The following is a 22,746-nucleotide window of genomic DNA, read 5'->3' as shown; positions in this document are numbered from 1 at the left end:
CTGAATAGCATTATTTTCGCTTTCTACGATTTAAAAAATCTTCGACTTGATCGGCTTTTTTTTTCCACGATGACGTGATAAACCCATACTATCAACAACACAAATCCAATAAACCACAGATAGCGCATTACACCGTATTGACTACCTTTGCCTTGCCAAATTTGTAATTCAATACTTTGAAACTCCACATTCCTCGACTCTAACAAACTTAGTTGACTGGTCATACTATTTGGATCAATGGCAGCATTGACTGAAAAAGGCGCACCGTCCATAACAAAAATAAATTCTTGTCCTGCATCCAATGTTTCTAATCGTTCAACCTGATCAATACCTGCATCCATTTGCATAAGATTGCTTGAGGTTTGTTGAATAGCGGCATTGTAGTTATCAATTTGAAATATTACAGATACCTCACCACTGGTCATTGCCCTACCTTTGACCAACAAGACTGCACGATATGGGTTTTGGCTCGATGTCGCCGTGTAATCCACTGCAAATTTTTTAGTGTTTAATGTATTTGTATCGCTTTGATTTTCACTGAGTAATTGTTGAATTTCTTCAGTACTTAACACCGCATGCTGGAACAAAATCTGCCCATACTCACCTGGTTTAGGCGCATGATCCTGCGAACCACAAGCTGCTATAAAAGTGACACAGCAGAAGAATGCAATGCGCTTTAGATGACTTAATATCGAATTGATCATCATTTTTATTATTTCAACATATTATTTTATGCAGCTGATTTTAAATTAATTTCTGTTTGAATAATGGTACAGCCTTGCTGAGAATGAATTTTGAAATTTCCGCCTATACGCTCCACACGCATTTTCATACTTCTCATACCGATACTCATGCCATGATTTGAAACACTCTCAACATCAAAACCGACGCCATCATCTTCAATAGTTAATAACAATGCGCCATTTTCGAACTGTGACAGCGTGACATTGACATGATTTGCTTGGCTATGTTTCACAATATTGGTCAGGCTTTCTTCAATCACTCGTATTAAAGTCAGACACTGAATTGCCGTTGGTTTGATCGCCCACTGCGAAGAAATACACCATTTGGCATTCATTTCCACTTCATCCATCAACTGACTAAAGCGATGTCGAACAGGTGCGATCCAGAGCAAAGGTGAATCTGGCACTTTACTGTCTAAAGAAGATCCACTATCAATAATTTGCCTTAAATCATCGCGCAATAATTTCAACATCGACAAGAACTGTCTGTTTGGAATATTACTTTCACACTGATCAACCAAGATCATCGAGCGCACAATGGATGCGCCCAGACCATCATGCAGATCATGCGATAATTTAATCCGTTCCTGCAGGCGTACATTACTCAGTTCAAGCTGATGTTTATCATTCAAGCTACTACATAGTTCATCACTGACTTTCTGAACTTCAAATGCCAAATCATCATTATATTTTTCAATTTTCTGTATATTTCGATTGAGTCTCGCCCCCAAGATCACCACTATAAATAAGGTTATAATCGGTGAAGTAAAGGGTGATAAAGGTGTAAAATTTTCTTTTGGAAAGAGTACCAAGACCATGATGTCAGCTATGACTATCACAATTATCGCAGTCAAACAGATTGCTAATAAAATATAGTCCTTTCTTCGTTCTTTGAAACAAATTTTACACAGATAGAGGTAAGTGATAAAAAAGAATGCACAATACAAAAAGAAAATAAGGCTCGAAATATCTGCATTTTGTTCGAATGGCCAAATACACACCACACCAATCAGTGCAGCAGTCAACATTGTAAATGACAGTTCTATTCGTGGAAACTTACGCCCAAGAAAGCGCAAGATATAGATACTAAAGCACTGAAAGTACAGCATTACAAATATCAGATTAGCTTTGGCAGAAAAAACCGAATCTGGGTATGGAAAGGTTTCAGTAGTCAGGGCATTACTGAGAAATAAAATCCACAGCACTGTTGAAAGCGCAAACCAGCCAAAACTGGTATCACGAGGACGCATCAACCAAATGATAAAGCAAATTAGACCCAAGACCCCAGAAAGAAAAATATTTAACTGTAATATGGTCCGACGTGTAAATGTTGTTTTTTCGACTTGCTCTACCGTTGCCATTACATTGTTAAATACTACTGGGCCCAAGCCAGCATTTAAACTCGAGTAACCATACACATAGATCAAAGTTTCATTATGATCATGTTTGATTCCACTTATCGGTAAAATCCAATAGCGCGCAACATTCCAACTTTTAGAAATCGGTTCTTGAAGATTTTTATTGGTCCACAGCAAGTCGCCATTCAGAAAGACTGAACCCGTATTAATGATATAATCAATATATAGTACGATGGGTTCTGCCAAACGGGCATTATTTTTACAGTACCAAGACCAGTCTAGTTTATACCAAGCACCACCTTGATAACCTTCCCAGTCTTTATCTTCTTTCCAACGATCAGGTAATTGTGTGGTTTTCCATCCCGTTCTGGGTAATTCTTGATTGGATGGTGTTTTCACCCGTGAAATGCTATTCACGGTCACATTACATTGATCATTTACAGGGAAAACTTGCTCTGCATGACTCAAGCTCCCCCATACTAAACAGAGGATAAATAATAAAAAATATCCTCCTTTACGCATTATAAAATACCCATAGATCTTGCTGTACTCACGGCTTTTGTTCGTTTCGTTACGGCTAATTTTCGGTAAATATGTTTAATATGGCTTTCTACGGTATAGCGTGATACAAAAAGCTGTTCAGCAATCTCACGATTACTCAAACCTTGAGCAACCAAACATAAAATTTCTTTTTCACGACTGGTCAGCAGGTGTAAGTCTGCTTCATCGGCGACTGTTTGTTCTGGACTTGGTGCTTCAGTTTCGGATATTTGTTTTAGGATTTCTCGTGCAATAAATGGGTCAATCGGCGCCCCACCACGTAAAATACTCCGAATAGATAAAAGTACTTCAGCATCATCACGTTCTTTTAATACATAGCCTGTTGCGCCTGCTTTAATCGCAGCAAATAAGCTTTCTTGTGTACTCCATGCAGAGACAACCAAGATCATGGTATTACTTTCGAGGGAACGTATTTTTTCAATAATTTCGATACCACTACCATCAGGCAAACCTAAGTCAACTAAGGCTAATGATATCGGTTGTGTCTCTACGGCTTGAATAGATTCTTTAACATTTTTGGTGAAGATAAGCTCTTCACGCTTATAACCCAGCTCCGTCAAAATTTGACGTAAACGTAATTGAATAATTTCCTCATCTTCAACGACAAGCACCGGTACGGGTAGTATGACTTCTTGTGGTGACATGATTTACTTCCCCCGAAAACATGAAATGTCTTTTACATTAATCAGTTTAATCCTTTTAGGATATCCCTGTAATTAAGTAAATTTCTTATTTTTAATAATTTATTCTAATTCAATTGATGCAGTTACGATGCATTTTTCTTCTAATTTTAGACCCATTTATCATTACAATATGTGTATAGCCATCTGTCTGACTATACACTGCACTTAGCTTAAACTTGAGTAAGATTAGCTCAAATATTGCTTTTTCAGATATTGCACAATTTTTTCAGATTCGAAAAGTTCAACACCAGTATTGGGATCTTTCAAGTATGGTACTTGAATATTGTTCCCCATGATTTTTAACACTTGTTCACGCTTACCACCTTTTAGAGGTACATATTTACCAGGTTTTAAGCGCATTATCGCTAATCCTTGATCTTGCCAACGCTCCTTAGCCACATTATGAAAGGTATATGCCAATTCCATTTCAGACAATGCGCTACGTACGATACGTGTATATGGACTCGCTTCAAAACCCCATAGTTCTAAGAGTTGACTTGGTGCATCACGATGGATAACTTTACGCTGCACCCACACGCCTTGAGCCCCATTAATTAAGGTTCCAACATAGGCAACATACGGAATTTTAGGATAATTGGCATACCTCTTAGGAGTCTGACCTGTTTTGCCATAATGTTTAAATAGATGATGAATTATTTGCTGAGATTCGTACAAACGATCCCCAGTATTGTCATCCACCAAGAAAGGAAATTGTTGTTTTCCACCCAATTTCTGCACGTCTAAACGGTATTTTTTAGCCCCTTTGGGACATGGGTAGACCTCATAATCCAAATTGAGTGTGGTTAGTACTTCTCGTACACGACGACAATAGGGAGACCCTTCAAATTCGTACAGTTTAAGGGCTTTTTCAGGTTGTTTCGGATAAGGCGTCCCATTTGTACCACGTCCGCCCTCTGCTACGCCTGAGAGCAACGCTTGCGCCACTTTTAATTGATGCAACAACATACTTTTTTTTCCTTTCTTTTTTTATTTCGTATTTTTATACATCAGCCGAGAGTCCTCAGCTGATGTTTGTATTTTCTTTTTCACATTTATATCGTCATGTATGAGCAAGAATTACGCTTTCATTCCACGACTAAAAATTCAAGTACGCTTATAAAGCAACCAATTGCTCTTTTGAAACAACGATGCCGTTATTGTCAGCATAAATAAAATCACCAGACTGAATGTTTACACCACCAAAACTTAATGGAATATCTGTTTCACCCACGCCTTTGCGGTTACTTTTTTGTGGAATCGCAGCCAAAGCATGCACACCTAAATCAAGTTCTGCAATCGCATCAACATCACGCACGCAGCCATAAATAATGACACCATTCCAATGATTGTTAACTGCAGATTCAGCAATCATATCACCCATCAAGGCACAGCGCATCGACGCACCACCATCAACAACCAATACTTTACCCGTACCATCGGTTGCCAATAATTCTTTAACACGAGAGTTATCTTCAAAACATTTGACCGTCATCACCTGACCGCCAAAACTTTTTCGTGCACCATAACTTTGAAAGAATTTACCATCCAACGACGGGATCACCACTTGTAATTCTTTATCTGGATGATCATCAAGTAAATCACAAGTGACGAATGGAACTGTAGACACGGTATTTCCCTCATTTAATTGTTAGTATGCGTAAATTATCATAAATCTCGAACTTTTCAGTCTGAGTTTGTGCCGCCTCGACCATAGTATGAGCCACTTGCTGTGCTGTCACTGGCTTAAATTTGAAACGATCAGGTACAAAATGCGAAAAGCGCATATAAAGTTTCTGTGTCGCATCTTCTAAACGTCGAGATTCATGACGCTCACCAAGTAACAGCGAAGGCTTTAATATCGAAAGTTGATTTAACTTTAAGGTTTTTAAATAATATTCCAATTCACCTTTGACTCGATTATAAAAAAACGCGGAATTGGCGTCAGCGCCCATAGCACTGACAATGATCAAATGGGTGTCTGTATATTCTAATAATTCAGCAAAATGCGCATTGATGCTAAAATCAATTTGATAAAAATGATCTTTAGACCCTGCTTTTTTAATGGTCGAGCCTAAACAACTAAAGGCATGACTATAATCTCTTACATCATCCTGAGTCAGGGAAAGAAAGTCACTGATCACCATTTGTTGAACTTTTGCCAGTCCATTCAGTTCATGGTCACGCTGACGTACCACAGCCGTAATATTCTTACATCTTGCATTTTGACTGAGCTGACGAACCAATTTCCGCCCGACCAATCCTGTTGCTCCGATGACAATCGCATTCTCTATACTTTTAGTCATTTTTCATACAATCTCAATCACTTTAGACTAATCTAACGTTTTCTTTAAAATTTTTCTGCATCTAAAATGTTGTCAAAGCATGTCAAGACTTGACTTAAGCGCTTAGTTTAATCACAATATGGCACTTGTTTACGGGCTGGTGATAGTTCTTCTGATGTTGGTTTTCAGATGTAATTTCAGCCCGCCCAGACCAATCTATTTCAAGGAGTGCACGAGTGGCAAACTCTGCTCAAGCAAAAAAACGTGCTCGTCAAAACGTTAAAGCACGTCAACACAACGCAAGCTTACGTTCTATGGTTCGTACTTATCTTAAACGCACAGTAGCTGCTATTGCTGCTGGTGATTATGCTGTCGCTACAGAAGCTTACAAAAAAGCTGTTCCTGTAATTGACCGTATGGCTGATAAAGGCATCATCCATAAAAACAAAGCTGCTCGTCATAAGAGCCGTTTAAATGCACAAGTTAAAGCTTTAGCTAACTAATTTGTTGCGATAAAAAAAGCCCTTTTTAGGGCTTTTTTTGTGCCTATTGATTTTTAAAAGCAAAAAAATAAGGTCCTTATTGGACCTTATTTTCTTTTTACAGATTATTTATTAATCAGTTTCATATTCGTCGCTGATAAATATGTCCATAATAAGTTTTTGCTTGCTGTCAAATTTGTCCAACGTTGATTGCCACCGTTGGTACAGCTATATCGAATTAAATCCGCACGGTTATTTTGCAAACGTCCCGTATTTAAATCCATGCATTGACCATTCTGACGAATCGTTGTAGTCGCAGGATCCATGGTCCAAATTTGGTTTGTTTGGTTTAACACGCAACGTTCTAGCGTCACTTTAGCTGAACCACCGTTGCCTGTTATGCATTGATCTGGATTTGACTTACTGTGTATCCGACCAATGGCATCATATACCCACTGTTCAGTATCATCCGCCGTACAACCGCTTGGGCCACTGATGTATAAATTTAATGTTCCATCAGTTAAGGTTTCAGATTTCAAACAATTGTTACCATTTTTGATCAATGTCGCCTGCTCGAACAAACCTTCTTGAGTGACTGAAAGCTTTTTCATAAATGCTTCGAGCGCGCTTTGCGCCTCAGGTACTTGATTGGTTAGGTCTTGTGCATATACATTCATCCAACGATTTAGTCGGTATGCTGTGTTTTGTTGCGACTCATAACGGGTTAATTGCTGACGCGCCACACTATTCATCAATGACTTGTCATTTTTATAGGACTCGTACAGCATTTTTTCAGTTGGATTAAGAGCAACAACAGCATTTGCAGCTTGCGCTTCCAAAGCACTTTCTAATTGAGGAAGCTCGATAGCACGTAAAGCACTATAACCATGCTGACGTCCAATTTTGACGGCCGGCTTGATCGCTGTACTGTAAACTGGAATATCAATATTTGCTAATAATTTGGCTTCTTCACCTGCTTTTTTACAATATAAATCAACTTTCTGTGGTTGATCTGCCAAAGCTAAATTGACATGCAATTTATTGGCATTACTGCCTAATCGTGCAGGTGCTAAAGCAATATTGTTGACTTTATTCGTGTATTGCACATTCAACCAACATGCCGCTTGATCCAAAGCGGTATTGGCAGCATTTAAGTCATACACATTACCCCAGTTTGAACGTGCAGCAGGATACAACAAACCAACTTGATTGACTGGATCATAGCCCCCTAAAATGGTAATGACAGGCTGACCAAAAACCCGTGGTCGTGGATAATTTTGATCTGCGTTATACCAAACCGGAGCCGTAGAATTTGGCATCTTCGGTTGAGCGACTTCCATTTCACGAGTGGTTTTGTTCCACTTTTTGTAGCCGGTAGGCGAAGTTTCATCCCAGACATAACGGTCAAAGTGTGGTTGAATTTTCAGGAATGTGCTGTAACCCGTATAGTGTGTGTAGCGTGATACATTACTATCAGGATACCCGCCGGACATGGCATCTTTTCCGTACGGGAACAAATTTTTAAAATTTGGGATACCATTCGCTCCATCCCACTTCCATGTCGCCGTCCATGATAGATTTCCGCGCATCATATTGCGATTGGCAATATAACCCCATCCACTGTCCGCATGATGTGCAGCCCAAAATAGATTGTCACCTACCTGACCAGGGTAATGTCCTAAACCATAGTGATGGCCAATTTCATGGCTAAATTCATTCCCTACAGAATCATAAAGCGTGAGCATGCCATTACCACCACTCAGTCCATGAGTATGCACACCATTGGCATAGTTCCCCTTCGTATGATGGACAACTACTGTTTGGGTTAATTGTGGCTGACTTTGGTTGGCCATAGATGCACTGGTAATACCCCAGTTAGCAAGGTTTATACCAACACTAAAGGTTGATTTACCGACATCCTCACGCATGTCTCCTGCATAAACACCACCATCTCCGGCACTTTTACTGTCATAAATAACACCTGAAGATACCATTGCACGTGTTAACTGAATATCATCATATTGTGCAACCGTCATTTCTGCTGCAGGAATGGTTTGGAAATAATCTGTGCCCGCTTTTTCAGGCTCTAGTAGCATATAGTGGCCGGTAGAATTTGGCTTATCTGCCAACATACCAACACGGATATTATTTAGAACCAATTCACCTGGTGCAGCAAAATCGATTTTATCCTCAGCCAATTCACCGCTGACTTTATTTGCGTCAATAAATTTTAATCTTAGACCGGGTTTAACTTCATCCCAATTGAGTTTCGTGGTCCACGCGCGTTTACTGTACCAAACATCTGGACGACCTCTTTGCCCACTCTGGTCTGAAACAGGCATTTGCGTCGGATCATCCAATGTCGCGGTACGAACTAAGCGGTTGTTTTGATAGATTTCTACTTTGAGTTGCTTGATGTTTTGCATATCAAGTGTTGGCGTCACGATAAGCAGCGCTTCTTTTTCACTGGTTAACCGTGGCATTTTCTTAGCTTCGTTCGCATTCGGATCGACGACATGACTTTGACCAAATTGAACTTGCGCTGAAAAGTTGCCGACTAAATCATTTCGTATTTCACGAACAGCATCATTTGCATCGTAGTCATAAAAGCCAATACTGGTATCATCGACTATGTCTTGGGTCGGTTCTGGATAACTGGCAGTTGATGCAGAGCCACCTGAACTATCACCACCACCTCCGCCACCACAAGCAACTAACATCAATGACACAATACAAATTGATAACTTGTTATATGAAAAACCTATCACACTTTTCACTACCATTCCCCCAATTAGCCACAATAAAATCCAATAAAGAGACTTACATAAAATATATAAATCAATAATTTATAACAAAGTTAATGCTATTTTCTTTTTTTAAATCATTCAATTGCCGTGTTTTGTCACTTTTTAACAATTCAAATAAAATCTAAATATTTAGTATTGGCTGAATCACGATTGGTGTGACAGGTATTTCACTTTTCAACTAAAATTAAGATGTAGGCCTTTAAATACAATCGTATATTCCCGACAGAAATTGTCAGGATATTTTTAGAAACTTTGTAAATAAAAATTTTAAGAAATGGATTAATCCCATATATTTTTTATGGTATTTTAATTTTCATCCTAGGCAGCCATTGCTGTACAAATGAAAAGAGGGATAAAAATGTCGATTAACCAATTTTTGCCATCATTAGAAAAATTTGCAGAAGCAGAAAATCAATATATTGAATATTTTACATCTAAAGGTGAAAAAGACATTTTAGGTAAAGTCATTTCAAATATGAAATCGACCGCTGAGATTCAAGCCTCTCAAGGTGTAGACTCATGGTTAGCATATGGCGTGTACTTACCAGCTGTAGAACGTATCTTTGCACTGCATCAAGGGGAAACAGAAGCTGAATTTTTTGAACGCACACAATATCCAGCTGAACTCGTGCAAGCGTATAGCATTAAAGATCATGACATTGCGACCTTGATTGCCGCTGACAAATATAGTCGAATCCACCAACAGCACCTCCCAGTTAATACTAGCCGCTGGCCTTATAGTGACGATGGTTCAAGTATTGATTTAAATCAGTATCCTGCGCGAATTAAAGCCAATATTTAATCTTTTACATAATGAAATATTGAATCAGATAAAAAAGGCATCCATTTATAGGATGCCTTTTATAAATTTTTTATTATTAGCAAAATTTCTTAAAGTTGCTGTTCAGCTTGCTGAAATTCACGAATATTTAATTCATTTAGTTCACCACGCCAAATCCATTTCAGTTTTGACTCAAGGAATACATCTCCTTCAAACCAAACAAATAAACCTTCCATCATTTTAGGCCAATCTTCGCGTGTCACGATATTTTTACCTGAAATAATGGCAAGAATTGCAGCCAAAATCGTATCATGACTCACCGCTAGACTCAGACCATAATCATTGGTTGGATGAGTGTTGTAAATCAACTCCAAAACATCTACCACCCCATGAATGGGCTGTTTCATACCCGGCAAAGCATTATTCACAAAACTATTGATAAAGCCCAAGGCACCTTGCTTTTGAAAGTATGGTCCTGCTTTTTTAATATCGAGCACAAAACTTCCCGGCTCGACCAATAATCCTTGTTCAATGATCTCGATATGGTGGGTATTCGGTTCAATCGTGACATTATCCGCACCTTGAATCATCAATGCTGCCGTATCCACACAGCGCTGAATTGGACTCGAAATACAGTGCTGAATAACACGGTCGGTATTTTCAACCAAATAGCTGCCCCACGCTTCGGCTAAATCTCGTCCTTGATGCGTAAGTTGTAAGTCATAACCGGCCAAGCCTTGTCCTTGTACAACTTCACGAATGGAATGACGTGTAAACAATGTTACAGGCGTCTTTTCATCCGGCAATAAGTCTATTGCTTTCAGCATACTAGGAGGGAGCAAATCTAGGGCCATAATTGACAGTTCTTAAATGCAGGAGATTTAACGGAGTGTGCTGACACTATAGCATGAACCCGATTTAGCTCAAGTTTTGTCAGGCATGTTTGCCAAAGCATTTAAGGCCAATGCTTTCATTTCGGCATTTTTAAATGCAATAAACCCACCATTTAATAAAGTCTTGCGCTGGTTATATAAAAATGCGCGACCTTTAAAATCAACCAAACCACCACCAATACGCTCGATTAAACATTGTCCAGCGCTGGTATCCCATTCACAGGTGGGGTGAAAACGAGGATAAATATCCACTCGATCTTCTAACATCATACAAAACTTATACGCACTACCAGCATGGTATGCCTGATAAGGAGTGAGTTTTTCTAAAGCGTCTAGATAGTCCGTATAAATCGGCTTATTTTTGGCACTTTGACTCAAGCCAACGTGTACGACATTCTCTAAAGAGGTTTGAACATATTCATACCATGTGGTTGACTGGCTATCATATTTCAGCGGCAGTCCCTCAAAGGGACAAATATATACGCTGTATTCCCCGGGAATCGCCAATATGGCAAAGGTAGTATTAGCACCCTCAACCAAACTCAGATTAATGGTAAATTCAGGTCTTTTATGTAAAAACTCTTTGGTACCATCTAAAGGATCAAGCAGCCAAAATTTTTGCCATTGCATACGTTCAGACTTGTCACCTTCTTCTGACAATACAGGCAAGTTAGAAACTTTGGATAATGTTTGAGTAATATAGCTATTTGCACGATAGTCAGCTTGCGTTACAGGTGAATCATCACTTTTACGTTCCACATCAAAATCCGCACCTGAGCAATAACGCTGATATTCTTCTCGCAAAATTTCGCAAGCTTGTGTCACAATGGGAACCAACTGCAAAATCAGTGGGTCTTGCGGTGCTGTTGTTGTTTTAAACATAGAATACCTTTATATGCCAAATTACTCAGAAAAGCCGACTATAATTTTCGATATGGACGGTACTTTACTCGATCTTGCTTATGATGATTTTATCTGGAATGAGCTGCTGCCAATTCGCTATGCTGAACAGCATCAGTGCTCACTCGAACAAAGCAAGCAAACGCTATTTAGTTTTTATCAACAACATAATCATACCCTAAAATGGTACTCCTCTCGCTTTTGGACGTCACAAGTTGGCGTTGATGTTTTGGCAATGCAAATAGAACAAAAAGCCAAAGTAGCTAAACGCAAAGGCTGCATTGAGCTACTCACCTATCTAAAAGAAAATGGCTATCCTATTTGGCTTGCGACCAATGCCGACTATGCAGGCCTACAATTCAAACTTGAAGAAACCGGTCTTCGTGATTTTTTCGATGTTATCGTCAGTTCAGAAACTCTCGGTCATGCCAAAGAGTTTATTGAGTTTTGGCAAATATTAGCAAGTAAACATCCCTTCGATGCAAAAAACTGTTACTTCATTGATGACACAGAAAAAGTGCTTAATGGTGCAAAACTTTTTGGGATTGAACAGCTCTATTCGATTCAGCAGCCTTCATCTGCCAAAGCGCCTCGCGAGACTTGTAATTATCCAATGCTGTCCGCATTAACAGATTTAATCCCTATTTTAGAAGCTCAAATGACTGAGCAAGCCGAGGAACAGAAAAAATATGCGTAAATCAAATCTAGCCGAAGATGCGGTTGGTATGCGTATAGACAAATGGTTGTGGGCTGCACGTTTTTTTAAAACACGCTCTATTGCCAAAAATGCTATTGAAGGCGGTAAAGTTCATCATAATGGCGAACGCGTTAAAGTCTCTCGTGAAGTTCGTGTAGGCATGGAGTTAACCATTGCACAAGGCCTTGAGAAAAAAACTGTGGTGGTGAAAGCACTGTCGGATGTTCGTGGGCCTGCCCCAACCGCTCAGCTGCTTTATGATGAAACTGAGGTCAGTATTGCAAAACGGGAATTGCTCGCATCACAAAGAAAGTTGCATAATCTAGCTCGGCCAGATCATCGACCAAGTAAAAAAGATCGTCGCGATATTGGTAAATTTAAAAGAGAAAATGATCAACAGTTTGACCAGCAATGGTCTTATAATGATGATTAAGTTAAAGCGTCACAACATGTCGCACCTGTTGTGATTTTCATAGAACAAAAGGATGATTTCTGTCACTATACCCTCGTGGAACAGATCTAAACTGAATACATCCACTTGAGTATATTGTTTCGTGACATCGTATTGAGGTTGTAAGATGGATGATAATAAAAGCAAGGCGTTAAATGCGGCCTTAAGCCAAATTGAAAAGCAGTTTGGTAAAAACACCGTTATGCGTCTTGGTGATAACACCGTACAGGCAGTTGAAGCTGTCTCTACAGGTTCTTTAACATTAGATATCGCACTAGGTATTGGTGGTTTGCCTAAAGGTCGTATCGTAGAAATCTACGGTCCTGAATCTTCTGGTAAAACGACTATGACATTACAAGCTATTGCACAATGTCAGAAAGCTGGCGGTACTTGTGCATTCATCGATGCTGAACATGCATTAGACCCTCAATACGCACGTAAACTTGGCGTAGATATTGATAACTTACTTGTTTCACAGCCAGACAATGGTGAACAAGCACTTGAAATTGCAGACATGCTGGTACGTTCAGGTGCCATTGACCTGATCGTTGTCGACTCTGTAGCTGCACTTACCCCTCGCGCCGAAATTGAAGGCGAAATGGGTGACTCACACATGGGCTTACAAGCTCGTCTGATGAGCCAAGCACTGCGTAAAATTACCGGTAATGCGAAACGTTCTAACTGTATGGTAATCTTCATTAACCAAATCCGTATGAAGATTGGTGTAATGTTTGGTAGCCCAGAAACCACAACTGGTGGTAATGCACTTAAATTCTATGCATCTGTACGTTTAGATATCCGCCGTATTGGTCAAGTGAAAGAAGGCGACGAGATCATTGGTTCAGAAACCAAAGTGAAAGTTGTGAAAAACAAAATGGCTCCTCCATTCCGTGAAGCGATTTTCCAAATTCTTTATGGTAAAGGCGTGAACCATTTAGGTGAGCTTGTTGACCTCGCAGTACAACAAGAAATTGTTCAAAAAGCAGGTGCTTGGTATTCATACCAAGGTGACAAGATTGGGCAAGGTAAAAACAATACCATTCGCCACTTAGAAGAACACCCTGAACTTGTGCAAACTATCGAAAAACTGATTCGTGAACAACTTCTGACTACGGGTACAGCACCTGTAGAAGACAAAGACGAAGAAGAACCAGACTTTTTAGATGCTTAATACAGCATACTTTAATAGCACACGAAACGCCCTACGGGGCGTTTTGTTTTGCACTCAAAATTTGTATTAAAATGACCCCATGACTAAAGACCATTTTCCACTCTTGCTTGATTATGAAGCACTGAAACAACAGTTTGCAGAAGCTGAAGAAACTACCTGCGTAAATCATGCTGCACAAACTGACATTTCACATGACAATACTTCGGTGATCGATCACACTGCGTTGCATTTTGACACCAATGGTAAAGATGTTCATGCTGAAAAAAAACCAGGACTGCGCGGCTCTCGTCTACGCTCGTATGCTTTTGCAGTACTCACACGTAAAGAATACTCAAAAGCGGATTTAATCGAAAAATTAGCACTGTATGCGGATAGCCGAGAAGAAATCATACACTTGGTGGAGGAACTCGCGCGTGAGAACTATCAAAGCGATCAGCGTGTAGCAGAGATGGTGCTATCGAGTCAAAAACGTAAAGGTAAAGGCCCTAATCGTATAAAGCTCGCGTTAAAAAATAAAAAAGTAGACAGTGAATTAATTCAGGATGAATTAAAAGAAACAGATTGGGTCACTGAAGCCTACCAGCTCAAAATAAAAAAATTTGGCAAAGCTGTTGAACGTGATCCAAAACAAAAAGCCAAACAAATACGTTTTTTACAATATCGAGGCTTTGACCTCGATACGATTTTTAAAGTGATTGCACGTAAAGAATTTGAAGACGAATAATAAAGATATAGATCTAAATGATGAATTAATAAAATTAAAATAAAGAAGAATCTAGGATTGAAAAATGAGAGGAAGTTTAATTTATTATTATTGAAACTGGTGGCAACCCTACCAGCAAGACTTCGGCACATCATATTTCTACTACCGTTGCTACCTTCCGGTCCTGGCGGGGTTTGTAGAGTACAATTGCGAAGTAACCGGCAGGGCTACCATTGCAAGAACAGAGTATAGAGATTTTTAATAAACATGCAAGCCTAAAACCAAGAATTCCTGAGTAGAAAACACTGTTTGATTATTTATAAATCAATATGATGGTCGATGATGTAGAAAACGTGAAACTTCACCACTATATTTTTACTTTAATACACAACAAGATTGTAAAAGCTTATTGCAATTCAGATCTTTGGCGTTTTTAATGTGCTTATCGTTTTATCTAAAGCTGTCTGTAATAAAACTATTCTATACGGACATGCTTGTAACTACATGGAATTTTTATGATGTTTAAACAGCATGTATTGTGTGCCCTTACATTGACTTGCTCAGGTGCATTATTTGCCAATATTCCAATTGAATCTCGTGGTTTGAGTGGCGCTAATAATGGCACTGTGTATACAGCAAATAATACAGCCATTCAAACAGGAGCTGGCTCTACCCCTATTCCAACCAATTTGAATTGGCAGCTTATGCAGAAGAACCAACAGCTCGAAAATGAATTGCGTAGCTTACGCGGTAAAATGGAAGAGCAAGACAATATTATCGAACAATTAAAAAGTGAACTTACAAACCGCTATGCAGATTTAGATCAACGTTTAGAACTACTCCAACAAAAAGTAGATCCAAGTGAAGACACAGAGGCTGCGGAGGATAACCAACAAGGTACTGCACCCAGTAACAGCTAATACAGCGCCTACTCCTGTTAAACAACCTACGACCCAAGCAACATTAAGCTCATCTGCAAACCAACCTGTAAATGCAGGTGGTGACTCACTTGAGCTTGAGAAAGCAGCGTATACCGTTGCTTTAGACGCATACAAACAAGGTGGTGCAAAGAAAGCCATTGCACCAATGAAAAACTTTATTAAGAATAATCCTAACAGTGTCTATATTAGCAATGCATATTTTTGGTTAGCTGAGTTCAACCTTGCTGTTGAACCGACCAACTACGCGGAAGCGAAAAAGAACTATAGTATCGTGGTAGATCAATACCCTGAGTCGACCCGCGCGCCTAGAGCGTTATATCAACTGTATAGCATTGCAAAAGATGTCGATCGAAATAGTAGTTTAGCAACGCAGCTCAAAAGCAAGCTTATCCAAAAGTATCCAAAATCTGAAGAAGCAGGCTTTGTTAAAAAATAGTCCTATTTTTAACGCAAAAAAAAGACACCTTATAAGGTGTCTTTTTTTATTCGCAGCATTTAGCGCACAATACCGCGCTTAGACTGCTCAAGTGAGTCAATCAACAATTGCGCTTCTGCCACATCAGGCAAAATTTCAGTACGAATACGCTCAATCGCTTCATTCGTCGTTAAACCATCTTTATAGATCAATTTAAAGGATTCACGTAAACCTTGAATCACATTTTTTGACCAACCTTTACGACGCATGCCTTCAATGTTCATGGCAAAAGCATGGGCTGGATTACCAGATACCATGACATAAGCAGGTACATCTTTCAAAATAAGCGAAGCACCACCGATCATACTGTATGAATCGATTTTACAGAATTGATGAATACCAGAGTTACCACCTACGATGACGTAATCACCAATGTGGACATGACCTGCAACGCCGACGTTATTAGCAAAAATATTATGATCACCTACTACACAGTCATGTGCAATATGTGTATTTACCATCAATAAATTATGACTACCAACTTTAGTTAGACCCTGATCTTGAACAGTACCACGATGTAAACTACAGTGTTCACGAATCGAGTTATAATCACCGATTTCTAACCACGTTTCTTCACCAGCATATTTCAAGTCTTGGCAAACTTCACCAACACTGGCAAATTGAAAAATTTCGTTATTTTGACCAATACGGGTATAACCACCCACCACAACATGTGAATGCAGTTTAGTGCCCGCTCCAATTGTGACTTTAGGACCAATAATACAATATGGTCCAATTTGCACATCCGGAGCAATTACTGCTGATGAGTCAATAATGGCGGTAGGATGAATTAATTCGTTATTGCTCATGCTGTCTCTGTTTTCTGATGCGAAACCATAATTTCCGCGGTTGCTGCGACTACGCCATCTACAGTGGCAACACAATTATATTTGTAAATGCCACGCTTTTGCATCACTAATTCCGATTTTAATACAAGTTGATCGCCTGCAACGACTTGTTTTTTAAATCGAACCTTCTCTGCACCAGCAAATAAGAACAGCGAACCCGCTGAAGGTTTCTCATTATTCATAATGAAACCTAAAATACCCGATACTTGCGCCAATGCTTCAACAATCAACACACCCGGCATAATTGGGTATTCAGGGAAATGGCCTTGTAAAAATTCTTCATTAATCGTTACATTTTTATAGCCTACAATCCCGTTGTCAGTCACTTCAACAACACGATCAACCAATAAAAACGGATAACGATGTGGCAAATATTCACGAATAGTCTGAATAGTCATTGGTAATTCAGGTTTTGTGAAAGCTGGGGTATTCGACTCTGTCATCATAATTATTTACGCAATTTAAATGTTGATTCAAGGGACTCAATTTGAGACTGCATATGATCAAGTCGTTTGACCAATTGGGTCAATGGCACATCTGCTAATTGTTTAAAGCGGATTGCTGCCTTTTTCCAAGAACCACTTTCAAGCATTGGCGTACCTGAAGAATAACTCCCAGCAACGGAAATACTTTTTGTGACCATTGACATACCGGTAATTGTCACATTATCTGCAATATTAATGTGACCTACGATACCAACAGCCCCTGCTAGCACACAATTTTTGCCAATAGTTGTACTACCGGCAATACCACATTTCGCAGCCATTGCCGTATTTGCACCAACTTTGACGTTATGCGCGATTTGCACAAGGTTATCAATAATGACACCATCTTCCAAAATTGTGTCATCTAAAGCACCACGGTCGATACTACAATTTGAACCAATACGCACATCATTACCGATACGTACAGAACCTAATTGAGCAATACGATGCCATTTCCCTTGATAAGGTGCAAAACCAAATCCTTCACCACCGACCACCGTATTTGCATGAATACGTACACGATCACCTAACTTGGCTTCACCAGTAATCGTCACATGCGAATCGATAAAACAATCTTTACCAATTTCAACACCATGATCAATCTTCACTTGTGATTCAATGCGCGTTCCTTCACCCACCACACTATTCGCACCAATCACCACATAATGCCCAATATAAGCAGTATCAGAAATGATTGCTGAAGGATGAATTTGAGCAGTACTTTCAATTCCTATTTCTACAGATTTTTTTTCAAAAACATGCGTTAGAATAGCGAAAGCCAGATACGGATTGGGTACAACAATGAAGTTTTGCTGTGAAGGGATTTGTGACTGCATGTCTGCAGTCACAATCAGCGCACCAGCCTGAGACTGTTGAGCTTCATTCAGATATTTATCTGCGTTTAAAAATGCAAGCTGATGCGGTTGAGCACTCTCCAAACTTGCCATTCCACTGAATTGCAAGTCTAGCTGACCAATACATTGACCTTGAACAAGTTGAGCAAGCTTTTCTAAACTGAATTTTTGAGAATTCATTGATTATTTAATTGCATTAACCTTTTGAATCATTTTATCAGTTAAATCAAACTTAGGGTCATACGCAAGTGCTGAATTTTTATTTAAAACAACATCTAACTTATTTTCTGTGCGCAATTGTTCTGCAACTTGCTTGATTCGAGTATCCATCGTGCGATTTAAGGACTGGATATTACCTTGAACCGAAGCTTGAACTTTTTGCTGTAAATCAGTCAGCTCTTTGAGTTTAGTTTGATACTGTTGACCCATTTGCTGCTTTTGCGCAGCAGTCAACTTATCACCACCCTGCTGAGCTTTCTGTTGCATTGCTTCCAGCTCTTTAGCCAGTGATTCAATTTTAGTGGTTTGTGGTTTCAACTGCTGTTGAATTTGAGCATTTTGTTGTTTTAGATAAGTGCTTTGATCAACCACCTTTTCTAAATCAACCACACCGTAACCTGCTGCATGTACCACTGCAGAACATGACATACCCAATACTGCCAAACCAGCAAATAATTTATTCATCTTATCAACCTGTAATTTTGTTATTCCCCGAAGGGTCGTACTTAGAACGTACGACCAATCTCGAATTGGATTTCTTTTGTTTCATCGCCAGCTTTGTCATTCAGCGGGAATGCATAACTCAGTGAAATTGGGCCAATCATCGTGATCCAAGTAAAACCTGCACCAACGCTATAACGCATGTTATTCATATCAAAGCCGTAGTTATCTTTACAGTATTGACGGTCTTCACTAGATTTAGGAACGTCACATTGGGTGTCAAATACTTGTGCGCCTTCAGCAAACAATACTGGACGAACTTGACGCGCCCAATCGCCTTTAAATGGCACAGGTAAAGCCAATTCAGTACCAAATTGAATTAAAGCATTACCACCGACTTCTTCTGGATCGTAGTCAACCTGATTTTGCGCATCATAATACACACCAGGATATTTCGGCCCTAGAGTACTATTGTCATAGCCACGTACCGAACCAAAACCACCTGCATAGAAATTTTTGTAGAACGGTAAATCATTACCATAGCCTAACTTACCGTAACCACGTAACACAAAGTCTTTACCTAGTGGGAAATAAGCTTGTGCATCATAAGTGATTTTTTGATATTCAACATCACTGCCCGGTAATGCAATTTCGGCATTGACGCGGTGTGACATACCCGATGTAGGGAATACCGGGCGATTCAAGGTGTTGTACGACCAACCTAAGTTAAGGTTATAAGTTAAGAAATCACCTTTAAATTCATTATCATAAGTAATTTCTTCAACAGCACATTTATAACCAATTATTTCGTTTTTATCATTATAAACAGGTACAGTATTTTGAGACTCACCATTAGCATCTTTTGGGCAGTAAGAACCTTTCCCTGTAGCTTTACCACCGTTAGCAAGTAAGTAGTCACGGACATACGTAGATACATATGGGCCTGTAGTTACATCAGTTTGATCAATATTCAAACCCATACTGATACTTTGGTTTTCATCGATCGGATAACCAAAGTTGATACCACCACCAAAACTGTCAGTGACGTAGTTGTTAACGTTATAGTCGTTATCTAACTTGGTTTTACGGTAGTACAAGTTATAACCACGGCGTACACCATCAATAGTGAAGTATGGGTCAGTTACACTGAGGTTGTAATAATCTTGAGTCTCTGAACGAGATAAATCGATAGAAACTGCATTACCTGTACCCAAGAAGTTGGTTTGACTCAAACCTGCTTGGAAAGTTACACCGCCACTTTGTGAGAAACCAACAGCTAAAGTACTTGTCCCCGAATGCTGCTCTTCAACATTTACATTTAAATCAATTTGATCTGGCGTGCCCGGAATACGTGCAGGCTTAACATCAACGGTTTTAAAGAAACCAGTACGTTCTAAACGCACTTTAGACAAATCAATTTTTTCGTTACTTGCTAAGGCGCCTTCCATTTGACGCATTTCACGACGTAGAACTTCATCAGCTGTTTTCGAGTTACCTGTGAAATTAATACGGCGAACAGTGACTTGCTGGCCCGGATTCACATAGTAATTTAAATCAACCAATTTGGTGTCTTTATTGATTTCAGGAACAATGTTCACTTCTGCAAAGTAGTAACCTGCATTACCATATTTACGAAGTAAAAGCTGTTTCACACCATTCACTTTTTCTTGTGAATATAAATCGCCATCTTTATAAAGTTTTAAAGCGTTTAAATCTGTTTGCGTATAAAGCGTATCACCTAAAAAATGGGTTTCACCAAACTTAAATTGTTCACCTTCATCCACCGAAACTTCGATAAAGACGTGTTTTTTATCTTCACTCAAATTCAGACTTGAATTGGTAATGTTGAAGTTGATGTAACCTTTATTGAGATACATCGCACGTAAAGCTTCTAAACTCGCAGCCATCTTTTCACGTGCATAGCGGTCATTTCGAGAAATGATCGAGTTCCAACCACTTTCTTTTAATGCAAAAATTTGTTTAATTTCGCTTTCTTTAAAGACCGTATTACCAATGATATTAATATCAAATACTTTGGCAGATTGACCTTCTTCAAACTCGATTAAGACATTGACACGGTTATTCGGTTGAGCGGTTGTAATCACTTTGACATCAGCATCGTAGCGACCTTGCTGCATGTACTGTTGTTCTAATTCAGTTTCAACCGTTTGCAAAGATGATTTCTTTAAAACTTCACCTTCGGACAGACCCATTTTCTTTAAGCCTTCTTCCAAGGCTTCTTTAGGAATAAGTTTATTGCCTTTTAGCTCAACTTTAGAAATTACTGGGCGTTCAACCACTGTATATACAAGGGTATTACCGACTTGTGAAGACTTCACATCATCAAACAAACCCGACGCAAACATGCTACGAATTGAGTTTGAAATGATTTGATCATTGACACGATCACCAGCGGAGAATGGGATCATTCCGGCTACATTGTCAGGAGTTAAACGCACTAAGCCATCAACACGAATATCTTGTACTACAAAATCATCTGCTGCATATACTTGTTGTGCTACGGCCATAGCACTAACCAGTGCCAATGGCATAAATAAATGTTTGTGCTGCATGCCAGTCTTTTCCGCTGTTAATTTATTTCGTATAACGTTCTTATAAACGCATAATGTCATTGAATAGAGCCAGTAGCATCATGCTACCCAGCAATACCATACCAATTTTTAATCCAACCAATTGTATTTGTTCAGAAACAGGTTTACCACGAATTAATTCAATAAAATAGTAAATTAAATGACCGCCATCGAGCATAGGAATCGGTAGTAAATTTAAAATACCCAAACTTACACTCATCAGTGCCATAAATGAAATGAAGGTTTGCCACCCCATCTCAGCACTTTGTCCAGCCACTTTCGCAATAGTAATCGGACCAGATAAATTATCTAAACCAACCAAACCACGCACCATTTTTACAATAGAATTCAGGATCATACTAGATATCTGACCTGTTTTTTCTACCGCTTTGCCCATCGCCTCTACAGGCGTGTATTGAATGGTTTGTTTGTATTCGGCTGGAATATTGACTTTACCCGGATCACTTTGTACACCTAAAAGCCCTGTGACTTTACCCATTTGGTCACGCTTACCTTGCGGCATCACGTTTAAATGCACAATTTTATTTTGTCGTAAAACATCAATTTTAAGTAACTTTTCTGGAGAAGCTTGTACAACTTGTACAACATCAAACCAGTCTTTCATTTTTACGCCATCGATCGAAACAATTCGATCACCCACTTGCATCCCTTGGCGAATCGCTGCGCCATCTTCACTGAGTTTTGAAACCACTGCAGGAATTTTAGGACGATACGGTGTAAAACCTAGAACATCGAGTGGTGACTGAGTTTGATCACGTAAGAAACTTTGAATAGGTAAACTGAAGTTTTGAATTTGCCCTGCTCGTTCAGCTTGAATTTGAATATTGCCAGTTTCACCTACACGATCAACCAAGGCATAATTCAAGCGCTCCCAAGTGGATACTTGAGTGCCATCTACGGCAGTAATTTTATCACCAGACTGCATTTGCGCAGCTGCTGCAGGCGTATTCGGTAAAATTTTACCTACGCGCGTATTCAGCTGTTCCTGAGCTGGTAAAAATAAAATCCAAAACAACACTACTGCAAAAGCCAAGTTAATGAGTGGCCCTGCCGCAACAATTGCAATACGCTTCCAAGGGTGTTGTCGGTTAAATGCTTTTGGTAAGTCTTCTGCTGCGACATCACCTTCTCGTTCATCCAACATTTTGACATAACCACCCAGTGGTAATGCAGACAGTTGATATTGAATACCTGATTTCTTCGACGTCCACTTGAGCAGTGTTGGGCCAAAACCAATCGAATACACCAAAACCTTTACGCCCAGTTTACGTGCAACGAAATAATGCCCAAATTCATGAATCGCTATCAGCGGTCCAAGTAGCAATATTGCTGCAATAATCATAAACAAGGCATTCATGT

General features: G+C 39.4%; 21 protein-coding genes, 1 other RNA gene and 1 pseudogene. 7 read left to right on the top strand and 16 right to left on the bottom strand.

Going from position 1 to position 22,746, the window contains the following annotated elements:
* Positions 1–23 precede the first annotated feature (23 nt).
* The 6 genes from FTU29_RS01475 to FTU29_RS01450 all read right to left on the bottom strand — a co-directional run bounded on the left by FTU29_RS01475 (position 24) and on the right by FTU29_RS01450 (position 5,648).
* The gene (locus FTU29_RS01475) at positions 24–707 is read right to left on the bottom strand and encodes a hypothetical protein (protein ID WP_180119955.1); all 684 of its coding nucleotides are present in this window, start codon (positions 705–707) and stop codon (positions 24–26) included.
* Positions 708–730: 23 nt separating this feature from the next.
* Positions 731–2,623, bottom strand: a complete 1,893-nt coding sequence (locus FTU29_RS01470) for an ATP-binding protein (protein ID WP_180119953.1) — start codon at positions 2,621–2,623, stop codon at positions 731–733.
* Complete coding sequence (locus FTU29_RS01465) at positions 2,623–3,306, bottom strand: response regulator transcription factor (protein WP_180119951.1); 684 nt, start codon at positions 3,304–3,306, stop codon at positions 2,623–2,625. Before FTU29_RS01465 ends, FTU29_RS01470 begins: the two co-directional genes overlap by 1 nt.
* A gap of 225 nt (positions 3,307–3,531) precedes the next feature.
* Entirely contained in the window at positions 3,532–4,311 is a 780-nt protein-coding gene (locus FTU29_RS01460) for a glutathione S-transferase N-terminal domain-containing protein (protein WP_180119949.1), read from the bottom strand.
* A 148-nt stretch (positions 4,312–4,459) separates the two neighbouring features.
* Positions 4,460–4,972, bottom strand: a complete 513-nt coding sequence (gene rraA, locus FTU29_RS01455) for a ribonuclease E activity regulator RraA (protein WP_180059082.1) — start codon at positions 4,970–4,972, stop codon at positions 4,460–4,462.
* Between the two features lie 10 nt (positions 4,973–4,982).
* On the bottom strand, positions 4,983–5,648 hold the full coding sequence (locus FTU29_RS01450) for an NAD(P)H-binding protein (RefSeq protein ID WP_180119947.1): 666 nt from the start codon (positions 5,646–5,648) through the stop codon (positions 4,983–4,985).
* 215 nt (positions 5,649–5,863) lie between these two features.
* On the opposite strand from FTU29_RS01450, the gene rpsT reads away from it, so the two are divergent.
* Complete coding sequence (rpsT, locus tag FTU29_RS01445) at positions 5,864–6,130, top strand: 30S ribosomal protein S20 (RefSeq protein ID WP_078188707.1); 267 nt, start codon at positions 5,864–5,866, stop codon at positions 6,128–6,130.
* 104 nt (positions 6,131–6,234) lie between these two features.
* On the opposite strand, the gene FTU29_RS01440 is transcribed toward rpsT, so the two are convergent.
* Positions 6,235–8,892: a M66 family metalloprotease gene (locus FTU29_RS01440; protein ID WP_180119945.1), complete on the bottom strand. Its 2,658-nt coding sequence runs from the start codon at positions 8,890–8,892 to the stop codon at positions 6,235–6,237.
* 382 nt (positions 8,893–9,274) lie between these two features.
* On the opposite strand from FTU29_RS01440, the gene FTU29_RS01435 reads away from it, so the two are divergent.
* The gene (locus FTU29_RS01435; protein ID WP_078193520.1) at positions 9,275–9,718 is read left to right on the top strand and encodes a hypothetical protein; all 444 of its coding nucleotides are present in this window, start codon (positions 9,275–9,277) and stop codon (positions 9,716–9,718) included.
* Between the two features lie 89 nt (positions 9,719–9,807).
* Here the strand turns inward: FTU29_RS01435 and FTU29_RS01430 are convergent, their stop codons facing one another.
* A complete protein-coding gene (locus FTU29_RS01430; RefSeq protein WP_078188709.1) occupies positions 9,808–10,551 on the bottom strand; it encodes a histidine phosphatase family protein in 744 nt (247 codons plus the stop codon).
* A gap of 69 nt (positions 10,552–10,620) precedes the next feature.
* Positions 10,621–11,472, bottom strand: a complete 852-nt coding sequence (locus tag FTU29_RS01425) for a 3'(2'),5'-bisphosphate nucleotidase CysQ (protein ID WP_180119943.1) — start codon at positions 11,470–11,472, stop codon at positions 10,621–10,623.
* Between the two features lie 13 nt (positions 11,473–11,485).
* On the opposite strand from FTU29_RS01425, the gene FTU29_RS01420 reads away from it, so the two are divergent.
* From FTU29_RS01420 to FTU29_RS01405, 4 genes are all read left to right on the top strand, one after another.
* Positions 11,486–12,187, top strand: a complete 702-nt coding sequence (locus FTU29_RS01420; RefSeq protein WP_180078393.1) for an HAD-IA family hydrolase — start codon at positions 11,486–11,488, stop codon at positions 12,185–12,187.
* Positions 12,180–12,620: an RNA-binding S4 domain-containing protein gene (locus tag FTU29_RS01415; protein WP_168377604.1), complete on the top strand. Its 441-nt coding sequence runs from the start codon at positions 12,180–12,182 to the stop codon at positions 12,618–12,620. The genes FTU29_RS01420 and FTU29_RS01415 overlap by 8 nt, the downstream gene beginning before the upstream one ends.
* A 145-nt stretch (positions 12,621–12,765) precedes the next feature.
* Complete coding sequence (recA, locus tag FTU29_RS01410; protein WP_078193524.1) at positions 12,766–13,809, top strand: recombinase RecA; 1,044 nt, start codon at positions 12,766–12,768, stop codon at positions 13,807–13,809.
* Between the two features lie 79 nt (positions 13,810–13,888).
* Positions 13,889–14,533: a regulatory protein RecX gene (locus FTU29_RS01405; protein ID WP_180119941.1), complete on the top strand. Its 645-nt coding sequence runs from the start codon at positions 13,889–13,891 to the stop codon at positions 14,531–14,533.
* A 106-nt stretch (positions 14,534–14,639) separates the two neighbouring features.
* On the opposite strand, the gene ffs is transcribed toward FTU29_RS01405, so the two are convergent.
* An RNA gene (gene ffs / locus FTU29_RS01400) (signal recognition particle sRNA small type) lies at positions 14,640–14,736 on the bottom strand.
* Positions 14,737–15,027: 291 nt separating this feature from the next.
* Between ffs and FTU29_RS01395 the strand changes: the two are divergent.
* A pseudogene (locus FTU29_RS01395) lies at positions 15,028–15,889 on the top strand (YbgF trimerization domain-containing protein).
* A gap of 59 nt (positions 15,890–15,948) precedes the next feature.
* Here FTU29_RS01395 and lpxA read toward each other — a convergent pair.
* The 6 genes from lpxA to rseP all read right to left on the bottom strand — a co-directional run bounded on the left by lpxA (position 15,949) and on the right by rseP (position 22,744).
* Positions 15,949–16,737 (bottom strand): acyl-ACP--UDP-N-acetylglucosamine O-acyltransferase, encoded by a 789-nt coding sequence (lpxA, locus tag FTU29_RS01390; protein WP_180119939.1) that lies wholly within the window; start codon positions 16,735–16,737, stop codon positions 15,949–15,951.
* Positions 16,734–17,219 (bottom strand): 3-hydroxyacyl-ACP dehydratase FabZ, encoded by a 486-nt coding sequence (gene fabZ / locus FTU29_RS01385; protein WP_171263789.1) that lies wholly within the window; start codon positions 17,217–17,219, stop codon positions 16,734–16,736. The genes lpxA and fabZ overlap by 4 nt, the downstream gene beginning before the upstream one ends.
* A gap of 5 nt (positions 17,220–17,224) precedes the next feature.
* On the bottom strand, positions 17,225–18,295 hold the full coding sequence (gene lpxD / locus FTU29_RS01380) for a UDP-3-O-(3-hydroxymyristoyl)glucosamine N-acyltransferase (protein WP_180084304.1): 1,071 nt from the start codon (positions 18,293–18,295) through the stop codon (positions 17,225–17,227).
* Positions 18,296–18,298: 3 nt separating this feature from the next.
* Complete coding sequence (locus tag FTU29_RS01375; protein ID WP_180023808.1) at positions 18,299–18,799, bottom strand: OmpH family outer membrane protein; 501 nt, start codon at positions 18,797–18,799, stop codon at positions 18,299–18,301.
* Positions 18,800–18,840: 41 nt separating this feature from the next.
* Positions 18,841–21,303, bottom strand: coding sequence for an outer membrane protein assembly factor BamA (gene bamA, locus FTU29_RS01370; RefSeq protein WP_373423558.1), 2,463 nt, complete (start codon positions 21,301–21,303; stop codon positions 18,841–18,843).
* Positions 21,304–21,388: 85 nt separating this feature from the next.
* Complete coding sequence (gene rseP, locus FTU29_RS01365) at positions 21,389–22,744, bottom strand: RIP metalloprotease RseP (RefSeq protein WP_180119937.1); 1,356 nt, start codon at positions 22,742–22,744, stop codon at positions 21,389–21,391.
* Positions 22,745–22,746: the final 2 nt, after the last annotated feature.

It is taken from the genome of Acinetobacter sp. YH12086 (genome assembly GCF_013419345.1).
GTDB lineage: Bacteria > Pseudomonadota > Gammaproteobacteria > Pseudomonadales > Moraxellaceae > Acinetobacter > Acinetobacter amyesii.
The sequence above is the reverse complement of the archived record's forward strand: the minus strand, read 5'-3'. Positions and strand labels throughout refer to the sequence as shown.

What these genes read in the sequence shown, in the direction of transcription:
- FTU29_RS01475 (WP_180119955.1), bottom strand. Translation starts at nt 707, where the DNA reads ATGATGATCAATTCGATATTAAGTCATCTAAAGCGCATTGCATTCTTC.
- FTU29_RS01470 (WP_180119953.1), bottom strand. Translation starts at nt 2,623, where the DNA reads ATGCGTAAAGGAGGATATTTTTTATTATTTATCCTCTGTTTAGTATGG.
- FTU29_RS01465 (WP_180119951.1), bottom strand. Translation starts at nt 3,306, where the DNA reads ATGTCACCACAAGAAGTCATACTACCCGTACCGGTGCTTGTCGTTGAA.
- FTU29_RS01460 (WP_180119949.1), bottom strand. Translation starts at nt 4,311, where the DNA reads ATGTTGTTGCATCAATTAAAAGTGGCGCAAGCGTTGCTCTCAGGCGTA.
- FTU29_RS01450 (WP_180119947.1), bottom strand. Translation starts at nt 5,648, where the DNA reads ATGACTAAAAGTATAGAGAATGCGATTGTCATCGGAGCAACAGGATTG.
- FTU29_RS01440 (WP_180119945.1), bottom strand. Translation starts at nt 8,892, where the DNA reads ATGGTAGTGAAAAGTGTGATAGGTTTTTCATATAACAAGTTATCAATT.
- FTU29_RS01435 (WP_078193520.1), top strand. Translation starts at nt 9,275, where the DNA reads ATGTCGATTAACCAATTTTTGCCATCATTAGAAAAATTTGCAGAAGCA.
- FTU29_RS01430 (WP_078188709.1), bottom strand. Translation starts at nt 10,551, where the DNA reads ATGGCCCTAGATTTGCTCCCTCCTAGTATGCTGAAAGCAATAGACTTA.
- FTU29_RS01425 (WP_180119943.1), bottom strand. Translation starts at nt 11,472, where the DNA reads ATGTTTAAAACAACAACAGCACCGCAAGACCCACTGATTTTGCAGTTG.
- FTU29_RS01420 (WP_180078393.1), top strand. Translation starts at nt 11,486, where the DNA reads ATGCCAAATTACTCAGAAAAGCCGACTATAATTTTCGATATGGACGGT.
- FTU29_RS01415 (WP_168377604.1), top strand. Translation starts at nt 12,180, where the DNA reads ATGCGTAAATCAAATCTAGCCGAAGATGCGGTTGGTATGCGTATAGAC.
- recA (WP_078193524.1), top strand. Translation starts at nt 12,766, where the DNA reads ATGGATGATAATAAAAGCAAGGCGTTAAATGCGGCCTTAAGCCAAATT.
- FTU29_RS01405 (WP_180119941.1), top strand. Translation starts at nt 13,889, where the DNA reads ATGACTAAAGACCATTTTCCACTCTTGCTTGATTATGAAGCACTGAAA.
- lpxA (WP_180119939.1), bottom strand. Translation starts at nt 16,737, where the DNA reads ATGAGCAATAACGAATTAATTCATCCTACCGCCATTATTGACTCATCA.
- fabZ (WP_171263789.1), bottom strand. Translation starts at nt 17,219, where the DNA reads ATGACAGAGTCGAATACCCCAGCTTTCACAAAACCTGAATTACCAATG.
- lpxD (WP_180084304.1), bottom strand. Translation starts at nt 18,295, where the DNA reads ATGAATTCTCAAAAATTCAGTTTAGAAAAGCTTGCTCAACTTGTTCAA.
- FTU29_RS01375 (WP_180023808.1), bottom strand. Translation starts at nt 18,799, where the DNA reads ATGAATAAATTATTTGCTGGTTTGGCAGTATTGGGTATGTCATGTTCT.
- bamA (WP_373423558.1), bottom strand. Translation starts at nt 21,303, where the DNA reads ATGGCCGTAGCACAACAAGTATATGCAGCAGATGATTTTGTAGTACAA.
- rseP (WP_180119937.1), bottom strand. Translation starts at nt 22,744, where the DNA reads ATGAATGCCTTGTTTATGATTATTGCAGCAATATTGCTACTTGGACCG.